A 15,153-nucleotide genomic window follows, 5' to 3' on the forward strand; every position below is an offset into this window, starting at 1 on the left:
CAGAGAGCGCGGCCCCCCACCTGAGACTTCCGGCCAGTGCCCGGCCGGGATCTCGCCTCACCGTCCACGACGCTCGCACTTCCAGCACGACGGCGCCCGGCCACCCTGACGCGGTGGAGTCGAGGAGCGCTGATCATCTTGCACACGGGAGCGATCGCGGGCAGCAGTGAGGCGCAGACGTGAAAGGGCGGGGGGCTCGGCTGCGACGCCGCGTCGAGCACCCTGCCGCCACGAACTACAGGCCGAGCAGCTGGTTAGCGCGTCGGCGCACGCGCGCAACGTCGACCGGCATGCTCGGGTCGTCCGTCTCGGTGCTGATCTCGACCTGATCAGCTGAGGCCAGACCCTCCTCGCGCACAGCATCCGCGACGGCCTGCGCCATCTGCTCGTGCATCGCATCGCTGATCTCGCGCATGATCTTCTTCGTGAAGTCCTCGGCCATGAGCCGAACGCTACATGCCCCCGCGCGGGACGCCTAGAGCCGCCGGAGGATCGTCGCCGTGAGTAGCCGCAGCATCCGAGACGGGAAGGGCCATCGGGCCTACCGTCGCGCGCAGGCCGCGCTGAAGCGCCGCACTCGCGTGCAGCACCTCCCATGCGGGCACGGCTCGCCGTCGGGGTGGGGATGCGGCGAGCAGATCGACACGCTGCTCCCGAAGGAGCACAAGCGCAGCTTCACGGCCGACCACGATCAGGCGCTCGCGAACGGCGGCCGCCTCGTCGGCCAGGTGCTCGTGCCCATGCACCGCGACTGCAATGCCCGCAAGGGCGACAACGCGACCCCCGAGGTGTGGGCCGCCACCTGAGACCCGAGGAGGTCACCCCATGACCATCAGCAGCCGCGTCGACGTCGTCATGGCGGGCGATCACATCGAGGGGTACGAAGATGTCGCCGGGTTCCTCGGCAACGCCGTCGAGACCGTCGAGGTCGCCCCGGATTCTCGCCGCCGCATCGTCGTCGTCGCGCGCACGAAGGTGCTCGGCGCTGAGCTGGCCGAGGCTCGCAAGATCGAACCGGTCGCCATCGTCACGCCTCGCAGCCCGCAGGCCGCCTACGGCATCACGGCCGACGACATCGTGTGGGCCGACGACCTGACCACCGAGGAGCGCGCCGAGCTCGAGCCGCACGTCCTCCCGGTGCTCGCCACGACCCAGGCTCCGGCCGAAGAGGGGGAGTGACCATGGCCGTGCACTTCGGAAACGTGCCCACGCGCATCATGGTCGGCATCGGTGACGCCGAACCGAGCGAGGTCGCACGCATCGACTTCGAGCTGACCGCGAGCACCCGTGACGGCAAGACCGTCGTGCAGGGCAACTCGCGCCGCTTCCGCCGTCGTCTCGCCCTCGCCTTCCTGCGCGTCGCATGGATGGCCTGGACCGCGCGCGATGACGACGCCGAGGACGACCGATGATCACTCGCTTCCTGGTGCGCCGACGTGACGCCGCAGGTGACGCCTGGTGGCAGGCCGTCGCCCGTGTGCCCGTGCACCGGTACGACCCGAAGCAGGAGACCCGCGCACGACGCGCAGAAGCCCGCGTCGCAGCCTGGGACGCTCTGCTGGCCCTGTGGGTCGACCTAACCCGCCGCGACCGCTGACAGCCCCCCCAGGGGGCGGCCCCCGGAAAATCCAGGGTCGCCCCTCAGCTGCCCACTTCCCGCGCGGTCCTGGCGCTTCTCTCCGTGTGTGATTCGACGAATGTGGGGGATTCGGGAGAGGTGGTGCGATGTGGGTAAGCCCAAGGCCCCCTGCGGCACGGATGCGGCCTACCGGCGGCACCTGCGCAACGGCGAAACGGTCGACGACGCCTGCCGTGACGCGCACGCCGCGGCCCGCCGAGGCGATCGACGCTCACCAGCTGACACACCGCGGCCGACGTTCGTCGCGACCGCACCCGAAACCCCCACCGACGAGAGCGAAGAGCCCGAGCAAGACGACCTCGACGATCTCGCCCTGATCGTCAGCGGACTGCGCAGCGCGTTCAAGAAGATCGCGAAGGACGACCCCACCAAGCTCGCTCCGATCGCTCGCGAGTTCCGCGCCGCTGTCGAGGCCGTGCGCGGCCCCGCGGAGCCGCCGAAGGAGCTGAGCCTTGCCGACCAACTCGAAGCAGCTCGATCAGCTCGGGCTGCAAGAGCCGCGCGTAAGGACGCTCCCGCTTAGCCGCGTCGGCAGCCTCGTCGACGACGTCTTCGACATCTGCGACCTGGCCGGCATCGTCCCGGACCCGTGGCAAGAGGGCAGCCTCGACGCGATCACCTCGATCGACGAAGACGGGCAGTGGGCGGCAACTGAGTTCGGCGAACTCGTCTCCCGCCAGCAGGGCAAGGGCGGCATCCTGCTGCCCTACGAACTTGCCCACCTCTACCTCTGGCCGCGCGCCGACGGCGCCCCGAAGCTCATCGGGCACACCGCACATGAAGGCGTCACCGCCCGCGAGGCATTCCGCCGCGCACGCCGCGCCATCCTCGCCTCGCCCGCCCTGCGCGCCGAGCTGGTCGGCGGCGGCAAGCAGACCGCCCAGGGAGTCACCGGGATCAGCACCGGCAACGGCAACTGGTCGATCGAGCTGAAAAACGGGAACCGCCTCGTCTTCTTCACCCGCACCGGCTCCGCCGGCGTCGGCCTGTCCTTCGACGTCCTGATCGTCGACGAGGCCCAGCACTCCCCGCTGACCATCCTCGAGGCGCTACTGCCGACCACCGACGCCAGCCCGAACAAGCAGGTGCTGTTCACCGGCACCGTGCCGAAAGAAGACCAGGACGGCGAGTACTTCGAGGGGCTGCGCGATCGCGGCCGCGCGGGAGGGTTCGAGCGCACCGGCTGGATCGAGCACACCCCCGTCGGTTCCGACGACCCCGACACCGCCGCGAAGATCGACCTCAGCAGCCCGCAGGTGTGGCGCGAGGCGAACCCCGGTCTCGGCATCCGCCTCGCGTGGAAGACCGTGCAGGACGACTGGGATCGCATGGGCCAGACCAGCCCCGAAGCGTTCGCCCGCCAGCGGCTCTCCATCTGGCCCTCCCGTCGCGCCGAGGTCGTCGAGGCCCTGTCGGATCTCGACCTTGCCGTGTGGAAGCGGCACGCGCGCGCCGACGCCGGTGTGACCGGCGACGGCATCGTCCTCGCTCTCGCGCTCACCCGCGGCGGAGGTGCCGCCACGATCGGCAAGGCCGTGCGCGTCGACACCGACAGCATCGCCGTCGAGCACCACCATTCGGCCGCCGGCACCATGTGGATCGCCCCGATGATCAAGCAGCTGAAGGCCGAGCTCGGGAACCCCACGCTGGTGCTCGACGCGAAGAACGCCGCCCCCGTCATCTCGGCGCTGGATGCCGCGAAGGTCAAGTACCTCGTCATGAATCTCGACGAGATCGCCGCCGCGCACGCGCTGTTCATCGAGTGGGTGAACGCCGGAATGGTGCCCCATCGCGACCAGGCCGAGGTGACCAAGTCGCTCGAGTTCGCGACGACACGCAACATCGGCCGCTCCGGCATGACCTGGGAGCAGTCCGACCCGACGAAGCCCGTCACCATCGCCCAGGCCGTGACCTGGGCGCTGTGGGGCGTGCTCAAGTCCGAAGCCTCACCGAAGAAGCGAACCCCGCCGCCGCCTGCGGCACGGGTCATCCGACGCGAGGCCGTCGGCCGCGACGAGGTCAACCTCGCCACGTTCCAATTCTGAAAGGGGGGCCGCCTTGCCCGAGATCGGATATCAGGCGGACCCCGGCGTCGTCACCTGGGGAACGCTGCTGGCCTGGGTCGGGGAGAAGAACCCCGACATGCAGTGGCCGAACTCGATCGACGTGTTCGATCGGATGCGCCGCGAAGACCCGCAGGTCAAGTCGGTGCTGCGAGCAGTCACCCTGCCCATTCTCCGCACGGAATGGGTTCTGGACGGAAGCGGATGCCGCGACGAGGTCACCGAGCACATCGCGCGGGATCTCGGCGTCGGCATCAAAGGCAAGCCGTACGTTGCGCCGCGGCGCCGCAAGGGCCGGTTCTCGTTCAAGCAGTTCCTGCGCCTGGCCCTGCTCCAACTGGTCTACGGACACAGCATCTTCGAGCAGGTCTACACGATCGACGCCTCCGGCCTCGCTCACGTCCACAAGCTCGCCTGGCGTCCGCCGCGCACGATCGCCGACTTCGAGGTGGCGAAGGATGGCGGCCTGATCGCGGTCAAGCAGCACGGCACCGCCGGCGCGCCCGACGTGCGCATCCCGGTCGACCGTCTCGTGGCATTCGTTCACGAGCGGGAAGGCGCCAACTGGGTCGGCGAGTCGCTGCTGCGAGCGGCCTACAAGATGTTCGTGCTCAAGGACCGCGTGCTCCGCATCCAGGCTCTGACGGCCGAGCGCAACGGCCTCGGCCTGCCCGTCGTCATCTCCGCTGAACCGCCGGAGAGCGACGACTTCGACAAGGCCGTGGAGTGGCTCGACGAGCAGATCAAGAACGGCGAGGACATCGCCAAGCAGGCGCGCGCGGGCGACGCCGCCGGGGTCAGCTTGCCGTACGGCGCCGACCTCAAGTTCGTCGGCGTCACCGGGAAGCTGCCCGACACCGATCAGGCGATTCGCTACTACGACGAGCAGATCGCGCGCGCGGTGCTGGCCAACTTCCTCAACCTCGGCGGCAACAACTCGAAGGGTTCCTACGCCCTGAGTGACGTTCTCGGATCGTTCTTCACCGACTCGCTGAACACGATCGCCGAGGACGTCGCCGACGTCATCGATCAGCACGTCATCGAAGACATCGTCGATCTCAACTGGGGCCCCGAAGAGCCCGCGCCCCGACTCGTGCCCGCGCCGATCGGGGAACGGCAGCAGATCACCGCCGAGGTGCTGAAGGCGCTCATCGAGTGCCGCGCGCTCATCGTCGACGAGCCACTTCGCGCCTACGTGCGCGACCGATGGGGACTGCCCGTCGAGGCGCTGCTCGCCGGAGAAACCGTCGACGCCGCAGAAACCGAAGCCGAGGAGGCAGCCGCATGACCACGACACCGAACATCGGCGATCTGCTCGCCGGCCGCGACTGGTTCCGGCTGCAGCAGGAGGAAGGCGCGCGATCCGCCGTCCTGCACGTCTACGGTTCGATCGGCAGCTCCGAATGGTGGGACGACGTCTCTTCGCCCAGCCTCGTGCGCGAACTCGACGGCATCGACGTCGACGAGATCACCATGTACGTGAACTCGCCCGGCGGCATCGCCGACGACGGCGTGGCGATCATGAACGCCCTCGCTCGCAACAGCGCGAAGGTCACCGCGTACGTCGACGGACTGGCCGCCTCCGCGGCATCCATCGTCATCCTCGGAGCAGACGAGATCGTCATGGGCGCAGGCTCGCGCCTGATGATTCACGACGCCTGGTCGATCACCTGGGGACAGGCATCGACGATCCAGAAGACCGCGGAGCGGCTCGACAAGCTGTCGCAGACACTCGCCGGTCTGTACGCGCAGCGCGCCGGCGGAGACGCCGACAGCTGGCGCGCGGCGATGGTCGAGGAGACGTGGTACACGGCCGAGGAAGCCGTCGAGGCGGGCCTCGCTGACCGCGTCGCGACCATCCACGCGGGAGCCGAGGACGACGACGAAAGCGCAGCGCTCAACGTCATTCCCATCGCCGACGCGGCGCGGGCATTCGGATGGCGTCACCCCGGCCGCGAGGCCGCATCCGCCCCCTTCATCCCTCCCCGCCCGGCAGCGCAGGCGCGCGCCGCGGCCCCCACACTCCCGAGCTCGACCGAGCCGGGTGACCCCAACCGAAAGGAGAACGCTGTGGCTTACAGCGATCTGACGGCTGGTCTTCGCGAGCGGCTCGGTGTGACCGATGCCGACGCCACCGACGACGAGCTGCTCGCAGCTCTCGACGAGGCGCTCGAAGAGCAGGCCGAGAACACCAGCACCAGCACGGCCGCTGAGGGCACCGTGACCGTCGACGCGACCGTCTGGGAGGAGACCCAGGCCAACGCGCGCCGCGGCGCCGAGGCCCGCGCCGAGCAGGACAGCACCCGTCGCGATGGCATCGTCGCGGACGCGCTGCGCACGGGGCGCATCACGGCCAAGTCGAAGGCCGACTGGCGCGCGCGCCTGGACAAGGACGAGAAGGAGTACGCCAGCGTGCTCGCCTCGCTCCCCGAGAACGGCGCCGTCGCTGTGAACGAGATCGGCCACTCCGACTCGCTCACCAGCGCCGACGACGCCCTGTACGCCGCGTTCGTCGGCGACGAGAAGGAGGACTGACGTGGTCGACTACCTGCCCAAGTTCAAGCCCGGCCAGGCGGTCACGTTCACCGCCTCCGCCGACGTGACCGGCGGTCGCCTCGTGGCGATCACCGGCAACCGCACCGTCGGCCCGGCCGGGGCGGATTCCGCTGCCGTCGTCGGCGTCGCAAGCCGCGACGCCAAGGCGGGGGAGCGGGTCACCGTCTTCACCCGCGCGGGCGGCGTGCAGCAGCTCACCGCCAGCGGCGCCATCGTCGCGGGCGTCAAGGTCTCCGCGGCCGCCGCGGGGAAGGTGCAGACCATCGGCGCCACCACCAACCCCATCGGCCTCGCCCTCGAGGCCGCGGCCGCCGACAACGACGTCATCGACGTCCTGTTCATCTGAGAGGAGATGACGTGTCCTACACCTACCCGGTGAAGCACCCCACGGGGGCGCTCACCACCGAGCAGCTGCACCTGCTGCTCTCCAACCCCCGCCTGATCGCCCGCCGCGTCGCGGACATCACGAAGATGAAGTTCATCGCGGACTACCTGCTCCCGGCGCGCTTCGACGCGACCGGCGGTGGCATCTTCTACGAGACCGGCGAGCCGGTCTTCGCCAACGGCGAGCCGGAAGCGATCGAGCCCCTCGGCGAGTACCCCCTCGTCGTGCTCGAAGACGGCACGGTCGCCTCGGCCAAGACCGACAAGTGGGGCCTCGACACGATCGTCGCCGACGAGAAGATTGCCCGCCAGGGCCGCGTTCCCGTCGATCGCGGCATCCAGCGCGTCTCCAACACGATCGTCCGGTTCGTCGACTCGGTCACCATGGCCGTCATCGCGTCCCGGGTGTCGAGCACCTTCGCCTCGGAGGCCGCCTGGACGACCGCCGGATCTGCCGTCGAGGCGATCCTGACCATCCAGGCTGAGCGAGCCGAGCTGGGCCTCGGCTTCGAGCTCGACACGGTCGTGCTGCGCCCCGCGCAGTACGCCAAGGTCATCGCCATGCTGATCGACGACAAGGCGCTCCCGCGTGAGTCCGGCGCCACGGCGATCCAGGGCAGCCTGCCCGTCGACGCTCTCGGCCTCACCTGGGCCACCACGCCGCACTTCCAGGGCGCGAACCCGCTGCTGGTGGACCGCGACAACCTCGGCGGCATGGCCGACGAGAAGCTCGGCGGCCCCGGCTACGCCTCGGCCGGCGACTTCGGCGTCGAGGTGAAGACGATCCGCGACGACGACGCCGAGGGCTACAAGCTCCGCGGCCGCCGCGTCACGGTCCCCGTCGTCACCGAGCCCCTCGCCGGCGTGCAGCTGACGGACACGGGTCTCTGATGGCCGGCCAGCAGACCGCGCAGAGCGCGGAGCAGAAGGCCGCGGCCGAGCAGAAGGCTGCCGCCGAGAAGGCCGCGGCCGAGCAGAAGGCTGCCGCCGAGAAGGCCGCGGCCGAGCAGGCCGCGCGCGAAGCCGCCACCGCCGAAGCAGCGCGCGAGGCCGAGGCCGCCGAGGCCCTGCGCCTCGCGGCGGCCGAGGAGGCAGCGAACACGCTGCAGGTCATCGGCCCGGTGGCGGTCCTGCCGCTCAAGGCAGGCGGCGAGCGGTACGTGTACCGCGGCACCCCGGTGGGCGAGGAGTTCACCGCCGAGGGCATCAAGCACGCCCAGTCCGTCGGCCTGGTCGGCAAGCCCAAGAAGTAACCCAGGAAGGGGGCGGTGACGTGATCACGCACGACCAGCTCGGAGACGACGAAGACCTCGCCCGCGAGGTGCTCGTCGTCGCGCACGACATCGCCCCCTGCCTGTCCTCGCTGGCGACTGACAGCGAGCAACAGAAGAACGCGCTCGCGATCATCCGGCGCGTTTATCGAGACACCCTCGATCGAGGCTCTCGCCTGGTGAAGGGTCAGCGCATCGGCTCCGCCAGCGTCGACTACGCCGACATCGCTTCCGCCTTCGAGGGGCAGCCCACGCGCGCTCTGCGCGCCATCTGCGCGGCCCGCAAGGCGAACGCTGCCCCTCGCGGCAGCTTCCCTACGGATCGACCGCTGCAGCGCCTCTGGCCGGAGCACTACGCATGAGATTCCCCCACGGCCGAAAGGTCTACCGACAGCGCGCGAAGACCGTCCGCGACGAGTACGCCGACAAGGACATCGCCGCTGACTGGTCTGATCCCGATGAGGTCGAGATCCCGCGCGCGTTCGTCGCCCAGTCCTCGACGTCGCTGACCTCGACCGCGAACCGCGTCCAGGCGCTCGAAGCGAAGTCGCTGTTCTGCCCCCCGGACTTCGATGTGCGCGCTGGTGATCGCATCCGCGACGGCGACACGGTCTACACCATCGACGGTATCCCCGCCGCCGACACCAACCCGTTCACCGGCTGGACGCCGACACGCGAGATCCCGCTGACCCGCTCGGTCGGCTGATCCGAGAGGAGACGCGATGCCCCGCCGAGGACAGACCGACGTCACCTTCAACCCCGAATTCTTCGCGACCGCGCTCCGCCAGCCGGGCGTGGAACGCCTCACCGACGCCGCCGGCGATCGCGCCCTCGCGAACGCCCGCGCGAACGCGCCAGTCGGCGAGACCGAGCAGTACCGCGACGGGCTGCACATCGAGCACCGGCAGTCCCGCTACCGCCGCACCGTCCGAGTCGTCGGCTCCGACGACAAGACCCTCCTCGTCGAAGCTAAGACCGGCAACCTCGCGCGCGCGCTGAAAGCTGCGAAGCAGTGAGGGTCATCCCGCCCAACGTCGTGCTCTTCCTCACCGGCCATGTGCGCCGCCTCGCCGCGGCCGAGCAGATCGACGTCGACGTGACGAATAAGGAGCCGGCCGACCTCGAGCTGCCCCTGCGGCGGCCGCTGATCGTTCTTCGCGACGACGGCGGTCCGCGGCTGGACTGGACGACGTTCGATCGGTCGATCGGCGCGTCGGTACTCGCCGGGTCCAAGCGCCACGACGCCCCCGCGATCGAGCTCGCGTCGTGGCTGGCGAGCGTCCTCCACGACGACGAGCTGCCGGAGGTCGAGGGCAGCCCGATTGCGTCGGTCGAGTTCGACGGATGCAACGGCCCCACCAACGCCGCCGAGGTGCTCGACGTGACCCGCATGTACCTCACGGCGCAGTACGTCGCGACCGGCTCCTGGCCGAGCCCCGCGCCCACAGACCCCGCGGCCACCGCGGCCGCGGTCTCCGAGGACGGCGAGACCGCCGCCCCCGACGCCCACCCCTACGAAGCCCGCGCAGCGGGAGAAGGAGTAACCCGCTCATGACTGCTGACCAGCAGGGCAACGACCTCGACGCCGTCGGCGTCCCCACCACCGGTCTCGCCGCGTTCGCGCCGCTGCTCGCGGCCAACATCATCGAGAAGGCCGAACTCGGCGCCAAGCCCATCGTGCTGCCCGAGGCGTTCCGTCGCCTCGGTCTGTACAAGCAGGACGGCGGCCCGTCGCCGTCGTGGGAGACCGGCGACCGCGTCGAGTTCTACCAGAAGGGCTACTCGCTCGCCGGCGAGGGCACCCGATCGGTGACCATCGGCCTCGCCGAGGACAACCCCGCCGTGCGCGCGCTCATCGAGGGCAAGGAGCCCGACGAGAACGGCGTCATCGAGGTGTCGTCGTCGCTGCCCGACAACCGCTTCATCCTCTTCGTGGTCACGAAGTACCGCAACAAGAAGGAGAAGCGCCAGGAGGGCGCGGCATCCGTCACCGCCGTCGAGCTCGACCAGTCCGAGCGCGGCTCGGTCGAGGGCGCCAACGTCACCTTCACCTGGGAAGAGGACGAGCTGTTCAACGGCGCCCCCTACTGGCAGTGGGGCCCCGACGTTCCGGGCGCCGTCACGCCCTGACACAGACGACCGGCCGGGGTGCTATCGGGTCACCCCGGCCGGTCCCAAACCCGAACCCGAGAACCCCGATGAAGGAGGGCCACCATGGCCGCACGCACCACCCCCAAGCCCAAGCCCGCCCCCGCGGCCGCGCCCGAGGACGCTGAGGAAGCCGTCTACGACTTCGACAGCTGGACCGAGGATGCCGAGACCGCGGCGATCGAAGCGATCGCGCCGGAGGTGAAGTACATCATCGTCGAGCGGTCCTTCGTCGGGAAGTTCTTCGACGGCACGATCGTCAAGGCCACCCTCGCCCTCAGTCTCGACGACGTCGACGCGCTGCAGGCCGAGTACGACAACGAGATCGACCAGTTCCGCTCGCTCATCGAGGTCGTCGGTGGCGCCGAGAACGTCAAGGCGCTCAGCCGCCAGGACATCGCGGACGTCTCGCAGATGGCGATGAAGTACTTCAACGTCGTCCAGCGCATTCAGGGAGCCACCCGCCCGGAATGATCGCCGTCGCCCGGCTCATCCGAGACCACCGCGGACCGGTCGCGCGCACGCTGCGCGAGACGTTCGGAGTCGGCATCTCGGACCTGGGCGGCGGCCTCACCTGGGGAGAAGCTCACACGCTGCTCGTCGAGGCCGCGTCCGACACCGGCACCGCCCTGGGCGCCGAGCTGGCGGGCTGGGCGTACCCGGCGAACCTCCGCGAGCTGATCACCATGATCGCGACCATCGGCGACCGCAAGGCGTCGCAGAAGGTCATGCCGTGGGTCATGAAGAACCCGCGCGGAGCGGTCTCTAACGCTTCGGCTGCCGAGATCGCAGAAGCGCAGGCCGAACTCGAGGACGACATCGTCTTCAGCTGAGACCGGGGGAGGTGCCATGTCGTCCGAGGTCGGCTCCGGTCACGTCAGCATCTTCCCGGTCATGACCGGGTTCAAGTCCCGCGTCACCCGCGGCACGCAGGAGGCTGGCGCCGCCGGCGCGAAGACCTTCGATCGAGGATTCAAGGGCGCAGGCACCACCGCCGGGCGCACCGTGGGACGCGATCTGAAGGCCTCCCTCTCGCAGGCCGCGGGTGACCTCGGGGCAGCCGAGCTCGGCAAGCTCACCGGCGAGGTCGCCTCGGCGTCGTCGGCTCTCGCCAAGGCGCGTCTGCGCCAGCAGGACGACGCCGGCCGTGTGCGCGTCGCCGAGGCGCGCCTGCAAGAGGCGATCGCCAAGAGCGGCGCGGCATCCTCGCAGGCCATCGCCGCCGAGGAGCGCCTCGCCAGCGCACGACGTACGCAGCGCGGCGCCATCGAAGGTGTCACAGACGCGAGCGCCCGCCTCGCCGCCGCGCAGGAAGCGCTGCGGTCGGCGCAGACATCGGTCGCCGCCTCCGCAATCGCGGGCTCCGGCGGCGTCCGCCAGCTGCTCAACAACTTCCGATCCGGCTTCACCGACGCGCGCGCAGCGCAGTCCGCCTTCACCGGTCTCGCCGGATCCCTCGGCGGGCTCACCCGCGCGCTGCTGGACGTCACGGGGTTCACCTACCTCGGGCGGCTGGCGCGCGCCGGGGCGCAGCAGGCTGCCGCCGCGTTCGCGTCGCTCGCGACGATGATCGGCGGGCACCTCGCGCGCGCGGCCTCCGCGACCCGCGCGTGGGCGTCCAGCGTAGGCGCGACCGTGCGCGGCGCGATCGCCCCGTACACGCAGTACGCCGCCGCCGTCGCCACCCGTCTCGCATCGCCGTTCGTGCGTCTCGGCTCGCAGGTCGCGTCCTACCTCAGCCCCGTCACCACCCAGGTGCGTGCGGCGCTGTCGAAGGCGGCCGCGGTCGCCGGGCCCGCCGCGGCGGAGCTGGTCAGCCGGTTCCGCTCGGGCCTGTCCGGTCTCGGGTCGGCGGCGTCGTCCGCATTCGCACCCATCGTCTCGGCGGCGTCCAACGCCGCGCGCGTGGCCGGATCCGCGCTTTCCTCCGGCATCCAGTCGGCCGCGACCGGAGCGGTCACCGTCGCCGCCGCAGGCATCGGCGTCGCGTTCGGCAAGGGCTTCGCCCGACTGAACGCGATCGACACCGCCCGGGCGAAGCTCACCGGCCTCGGAAACGACGCCGGCACCGTGCAGACGATCATGGGCGACGCCCTCGCCTCGGTGAGGGGAACGGCGTTCGGTCTCGGCGAGGCGGCCACCGTCGCCGCGTCCGCGGTCGCCGCGGGCATCAAGCCGGGCGAGGCGCTGCAGGGTCACCTGAAGTCGATCGCGAACAACGCCAGCGCGGCGGGCATCTCCATGGAGGAGATGGGGTCGATCTTCAACAAGGCCGCCACCCAGGCCAACGGCGTGCAGAACGACGTCATCGCCCAGCTCGCCGACCGCGGCATCCCCATCTATCAGGCACTCGCCGACCAGATGGGCGTGACCGCCGGCGAAGTGTTCAAGATGGCCTCCGAGGGGAAGGTCGACTTCGAGACGTTCTCGAAGGCGGCCACCGCCGCGGCCGGAACCGTCGCCGACGAGATGGGCAAGACCGTCCCCGGGGCGGCGAAGAACTTCCTCGCCTCTCTCGGCCGCATCGGCGCGAACGCTCTCGAACCGATCTACGGCAAGATCGGGCCGCTCATCCAGGCGGCGACGTCCGCGCTCGGCCCCATCGAGCAACGGGCCAAGGATCTCGGCGGCGTGCTGCTGAAGTTCCTCGGACCCGCCTTCGACAAGGTCACCGAGTACCTCAACCGCATCGGCGAGGGCGCGTCGATCTTCTCGGGCGCGCTCGAGGGCCTGCAGGGCATCGTCGGACCGCTCGTCGGCGTATTTGCGGCGCTCGGGGCCGGGGGACTCGGGACACTGCTCGCGCGCATTCCGCTGCTGACCGCGCTCATCCCCGGACTCACTGGGGCGCTGGGGCTGCTCGGTGGGCCGCTCGGCATCGCGGCCGCCGCGTTCGCCGGGTTCGCGCTCAGCGGTGCCGACATGTCCGGCCTGGTCGGTTCGATCACCCAGGTCGTCGATTCGGTCGTCGCGGCGCTGCCGGGTCTCGTCGAGCAGGTCGCGACGTTCGTCCCGCAGCTGGTCAGCTCGATCCTCGGTCAGGTGCCTGCGCTGCTCGGCGCTGCCGTGCAGATCGTCCAGGCCCTCGTGGCGGGGATCATCACCGCGCTGCCGGTCGTCGTCAACGGCGCGATCGCGCTGGTGCAGGGACTCATCGGCGCGATCGTCACCAACCTGCCGATGATCGTCGACGCGGCGCTGCAGCTCGTGGGCGCGCTCGTGCAGGGCCTCTCCCAGGCGCTGCCGCTGGTCGTGCTCGGAATCGTGACGCTCGTCACGCAGCTGGTGCTCGCGCTGGTGGGGATGCTGCCGACGCTCATCGAGGGCGCCGTGCAGCTGTTCCTCGGCCTTGTGCAGGCCGTCGTCACCATCCTGCCCAAGCTGCTCGCGGCGATCATCGGCGCGCTCCCGGCGATCCTCTCGGCCCTGCTGACGATGCTCCCGGCGCTGCTGCAAGGCGCGATCACCCTGTTCCTGCAGCTGGTGCTCGGCCTTGTGCAGGTCATCCCGCAGCTGCTCACCACCCTGGTCGGGCTGCTGCCGACACTGCTGACGACCATCATCGGGATGATCCCGACGCTGCTGGGAACGGTCATCGACCTGTTCCTGCAGCTCGTGATCGGCCTGCTGACGGTCATCCCGCAGCTGCTCGTCGCGATCGTCGGGATGCTCCCGCAGATCATCACGACCCTGATCAGCCTGATCCCGACGCTCCTGACGGCGGGCATCGAGCTGTTCAAGTCGTTGGTCACCGCGATCCCCGAGATCCTGCCGCAGCTGAAGGACACGCTCACCTCGATGGGCCCGGAGATGGTCGACGCGCTGCTGGCGCTCATACCCTCGCTGATCGACGCGGGCGGAGCCATCATCGGTGCCTTCATCCAGGGCATCTCCGATGCGATCCCGCTCGTCGGCGACGCCATCGGCGGTCTCATGGACTTCGTCGGCGACTTCTTCCCGCACTCCCCGGCCAAGCGCGGACCCCTCTCGGGTCGCGGTTGGTACGCGCTCCGCACCGGCGGCGGCGCAATCTCCGGGCAGATGGCGCGAGGCATCGGTGACGGGCGAGATGAGATCGAGCGCGCCTCGGCGGCGATGGCCGCGGCGGCGCAGACCGAGGCGGCTCGCGTCCAGGCGGCGGTCGGTCAGGTGTCGTCGACCCTCACGGTCGACGGCTCGGGCAGACGCGCAGGCGGTTCGGAGGGGGCGGCGGTCGCGCCGATCACCCAGAACAACCACTTCGCGGAGATGGACCCCGAAGACGCGATCGAAGCGGCAGGGCAACGCCTCGCGGCGGTCGCAGGGAGGGTAGGTGGCTGAATGCGGAACACGCTGACGATCATCGGTCTCGGCCGAACCGTACGCGGAACGCCGACGCCGTCGTCCCCTGTGGGACTGTTCGTCAAGCGGGATGGGCTGCAAGGGTTCGAGGGGCTCCCGGCCGGACGCCGGGAGTCCCTCGCCCGGGCTCTCTCACACGGCGAGCACGACGTGCCTGTGCGTCTGCCCGCTCGCACGATGACCGTCGACGGATGGATCATCGCCCACGACCTCGACGAGCTGCGAAAGTTCGCCATGCGGGTTCGTGGGTGGGGCGCGACCGGCGAACGGTTCCCGCTGCTGTTCGACCACCAGCGCCTCATGCTCACCGCGACCGTGCGTCGGATCTCGGCCGAAGCGCCCGACACCGGCGTGCGGTGGCACCGATTCCTGCGGGCAGCGTTCCAGGTGCAGTTCCTCGCCGCTGACCCGCGGTGGTACGGCGAGACGGTCAACACCCTGCCTCGAGCGGGACTCGCCACGGCGATCGAGGTCGAGCACGACGGGAACTTCCCTGCCCATCCGGTCATCGAGATCCCGGACGCGCCGAGCTCCTACGCGATCAGCTCGCCGGGCGGAACCTTCTCGGTGAACGGTGCGACCCCGGGCGGCCTGCACCGCATCGACCTCCGCAACGGACGCGTCACGCGTGACGGCGTCTGGATGGAATCGGTCGGCCGAGGCCAGACGTGGGCGGTGCCCGACGAGAAGCGGTGGCCGCACACCCTCTCTGCACCGGGACGCGTGCTCATCCAGAACACCTACGTCTGAG

The 15,153-nt window shown here is 70.1% G+C and carries 21 protein-coding genes; 20 read left to right on the forward strand and 1 reads right to left on the reverse strand.

Features of this window, described 5'->3' with window-relative positions; all coding sequences use genetic code 11:
• Positions 1-235: 235 nt before the first annotated feature.
• Positions 236-442 (reverse strand): hypothetical protein, encoded by a 207-nt coding sequence (locus QM517_RS02135; protein ID WP_283284835.1) that lies wholly within the window; start codon positions 440-442, stop codon positions 236-238.
• Positions 443-500: 58 nt separating this feature from the next.
• Between QM517_RS02135 and QM517_RS02140 the strand changes: the two genes are divergently transcribed.
• From QM517_RS02140 to QM517_RS02235, 20 genes are all read left to right on the forward strand, one after another.
• The gene (locus tag QM517_RS02140) at positions 501-806 is read left to right on the forward strand and encodes a hypothetical protein (protein WP_283284837.1); all 306 of its coding nucleotides are present in this window, start codon (positions 501-503) and stop codon (positions 804-806) included.
• A 19-nt stretch (positions 807-825) separates the two neighbouring features.
• Positions 826-1,179, forward strand: a complete 354-nt coding sequence (locus QM517_RS02145) for a hypothetical protein (protein ID WP_283284840.1) — start codon at positions 826-828, stop codon at positions 1,177-1,179.
• A 2-nt stretch (positions 1,180-1,181) separates the two neighbouring features.
• Positions 1,182-1,412: a hypothetical protein gene (locus QM517_RS02150; protein ID WP_283284842.1), complete on the forward strand. Its 231-nt coding sequence runs from the start codon at positions 1,182-1,184 to the stop codon at positions 1,410-1,412.
• Positions 1,409-1,597, forward strand: coding sequence for a hypothetical protein (locus tag QM517_RS02155; RefSeq protein WP_283284843.1), 189 nt, complete (start codon positions 1,409-1,411; stop codon positions 1,595-1,597). The genes QM517_RS02150 and QM517_RS02155 overlap by 4 nt, the downstream gene beginning before the upstream one ends.
• Before the next feature lie 130 nt (positions 1,598-1,727).
• Positions 1,728-2,162 carry a hypothetical protein gene (locus QM517_RS02160; RefSeq protein WP_283284844.1) on the forward strand — a complete coding sequence of 145 codons (435 nt, stop codon included), beginning with the start codon at positions 1,728-1,730 and terminating at the stop codon, positions 2,160-2,162.
• On the forward strand, positions 2,092-3,684 hold the full coding sequence (locus QM517_RS02165; RefSeq protein ID WP_283284846.1) for a hypothetical protein: 1,593 nt from the start codon (positions 2,092-2,094) through the stop codon (positions 3,682-3,684). The genes QM517_RS02160 and QM517_RS02165 overlap by 71 nt, the downstream gene beginning before the upstream one ends.
• A 13-nt stretch (positions 3,685-3,697) precedes the next feature.
• The gene (locus tag QM517_RS02170) at positions 3,698-4,990 is read left to right on the forward strand and encodes a phage portal protein family protein (protein ID WP_283284848.1); all 1,293 of its coding nucleotides are present in this window, start codon (positions 3,698-3,700) and stop codon (positions 4,988-4,990) included.
• Positions 4,987-6,237 (forward strand): head maturation protease, ClpP-related, encoded by a 1,251-nt coding sequence (locus QM517_RS02175; RefSeq protein WP_283284850.1) that lies wholly within the window; start codon positions 4,987-4,989, stop codon positions 6,235-6,237. The genes QM517_RS02170 and QM517_RS02175 overlap by 4 nt, the downstream gene beginning before the upstream one ends.
• Position 6,238: 1 nt before the next feature.
• Positions 6,239-6,604 carry a DUF2190 family protein gene (locus QM517_RS02180; RefSeq protein ID WP_283284851.1) on the forward strand — a complete coding sequence of 122 codons (366 nt, stop codon included), beginning with the start codon at positions 6,239-6,241 and terminating at the stop codon, positions 6,602-6,604.
• Between the two features lie 11 nt (positions 6,605-6,615).
• Positions 6,616-7,533: a phage major capsid protein gene (locus tag QM517_RS02185; RefSeq protein ID WP_283284852.1), complete on the forward strand. Its 918-nt coding sequence runs from the start codon at positions 6,616-6,618 to the stop codon at positions 7,531-7,533.
• On the forward strand, positions 7,533-7,895 hold the full coding sequence (locus QM517_RS02190; RefSeq protein ID WP_283284854.1) for a hypothetical protein: 363 nt from the start codon (positions 7,533-7,535) through the stop codon (positions 7,893-7,895). The genes QM517_RS02185 and QM517_RS02190 overlap by 1 nt, the downstream gene beginning before the upstream one ends.
• Before the next feature lie 20 nt (positions 7,896-7,915).
• Complete coding sequence (locus QM517_RS02195; protein WP_283284856.1) at positions 7,916-8,275, forward strand: hypothetical protein; 360 nt, start codon at positions 7,916-7,918, stop codon at positions 8,273-8,275.
• Positions 8,272-8,619, forward strand: coding sequence for a head-tail adaptor protein (locus QM517_RS02200; RefSeq protein WP_283284858.1), 348 nt, complete (start codon positions 8,272-8,274; stop codon positions 8,617-8,619). Before QM517_RS02195 ends, QM517_RS02200 begins: the two co-directional genes overlap by 4 nt.
• A 16-nt stretch (positions 8,620-8,635) precedes the next feature.
• A complete protein-coding gene (locus QM517_RS02205) occupies positions 8,636-8,929 on the forward strand; it encodes a hypothetical protein (RefSeq protein ID WP_283284860.1) in 294 nt (97 codons plus the stop codon).
• Positions 8,926-9,468: a hypothetical protein gene (locus QM517_RS02210; RefSeq protein ID WP_283284862.1), complete on the forward strand. Its 543-nt coding sequence runs from the start codon at positions 8,926-8,928 to the stop codon at positions 9,466-9,468. The genes QM517_RS02205 and QM517_RS02210 overlap by 4 nt, the downstream gene beginning before the upstream one ends.
• Positions 9,465-10,043: a hypothetical protein gene (locus QM517_RS02215; protein WP_283284864.1), complete on the forward strand. Its 579-nt coding sequence runs from the start codon at positions 9,465-9,467 to the stop codon at positions 10,041-10,043. The genes QM517_RS02210 and QM517_RS02215 overlap by 4 nt, the downstream gene beginning before the upstream one ends.
• Positions 10,044-10,127: 84 nt before the next feature.
• Entirely contained in the window at positions 10,128-10,535 is a 408-nt protein-coding gene (locus tag QM517_RS02220) for a hypothetical protein (protein WP_283284865.1), read from the forward strand.
• The gene (locus QM517_RS02225; RefSeq protein ID WP_283284867.1) at positions 10,532-10,894 is read left to right on the forward strand and encodes a hypothetical protein; all 363 of its coding nucleotides are present in this window, start codon (positions 10,532-10,534) and stop codon (positions 10,892-10,894) included. Before QM517_RS02220 ends, QM517_RS02225 begins: the two co-directional genes overlap by 4 nt.
• 16 nt (positions 10,895-10,910) lie before the next feature.
• On the forward strand, positions 10,911-14,381 hold the full coding sequence (locus QM517_RS02230; protein ID WP_283284870.1) for a tape measure protein: 3,471 nt from the start codon (positions 10,911-10,913) through the stop codon (positions 14,379-14,381).
• Positions 14,382-15,152 (forward strand): phage tail domain-containing protein, encoded by a 771-nt coding sequence (locus QM517_RS02235; RefSeq protein ID WP_283284872.1) that lies wholly within the window; start codon positions 14,382-14,384, stop codon positions 15,150-15,152.
• The last annotated feature ends 1 nt before the right edge of the window (position 15,153 follow it).

This window comes from Microbacterium sp. IEGM 1404 (assembly GCF_030056775.1).
Taxonomy (GTDB): domain Bacteria; phylum Actinomycetota; class Actinomycetes; order Actinomycetales; family Microbacteriaceae; genus Microbacterium.

Excerpts from the sequence above, each read along its gene's own strand:
- QM517_RS02135 (WP_283284835.1), bottom strand. The coding sequence starts at position 442 with ATGGCCGAGGACTTCACGAAGAAGATCATGCGCGAGATCAGCGATGCG.
- QM517_RS02145 (WP_283284840.1), top strand. The coding sequence starts at position 826 with ATGACCATCAGCAGCCGCGTCGACGTCGTCATGGCGGGCGATCACATC.
- QM517_RS02150 (WP_283284842.1), top strand. The coding sequence starts at position 1,182 with ATGGCCGTGCACTTCGGAAACGTGCCCACGCGCATCATGGTCGGCATC.
- QM517_RS02155 (WP_283284843.1), top strand. The coding sequence starts at position 1,409 with ATGATCACTCGCTTCCTGGTGCGCCGACGTGACGCCGCAGGTGACGCC.
- QM517_RS02175 (WP_283284850.1), top strand. The coding sequence starts at position 4,987 with ATGACCACGACACCGAACATCGGCGATCTGCTCGCCGGCCGCGACTGG.
- QM517_RS02190 (WP_283284854.1), top strand. The coding sequence starts at position 7,533 with ATGGCCGGCCAGCAGACCGCGCAGAGCGCGGAGCAGAAGGCCGCGGCC.
- QM517_RS02200 (WP_283284858.1), top strand. The coding sequence starts at position 8,272 with ATGAGATTCCCCCACGGCCGAAAGGTCTACCGACAGCGCGCGAAGACC.
- QM517_RS02205 (WP_283284860.1), top strand. The coding sequence starts at position 8,636 with ATGCCCCGCCGAGGACAGACCGACGTCACCTTCAACCCCGAATTCTTC.
- QM517_RS02215 (WP_283284864.1), top strand. The coding sequence starts at position 9,465 with ATGACTGCTGACCAGCAGGGCAACGACCTCGACGCCGTCGGCGTCCCC.
- QM517_RS02220 (WP_283284865.1), top strand. The coding sequence starts at position 10,128 with ATGGCCGCACGCACCACCCCCAAGCCCAAGCCCGCCCCCGCGGCCGCG.
- QM517_RS02225 (WP_283284867.1), top strand. The coding sequence starts at position 10,532 with ATGATCGCCGTCGCCCGGCTCATCCGAGACCACCGCGGACCGGTCGCG.
- QM517_RS02230 (WP_283284870.1), top strand. The coding sequence starts at position 10,911 with ATGTCGTCCGAGGTCGGCTCCGGTCACGTCAGCATCTTCCCGGTCATG.
- QM517_RS02235 (WP_283284872.1), top strand. The coding sequence starts at position 14,382 with ATGCGGAACACGCTGACGATCATCGGTCTCGGCCGAACCGTACGCGGA.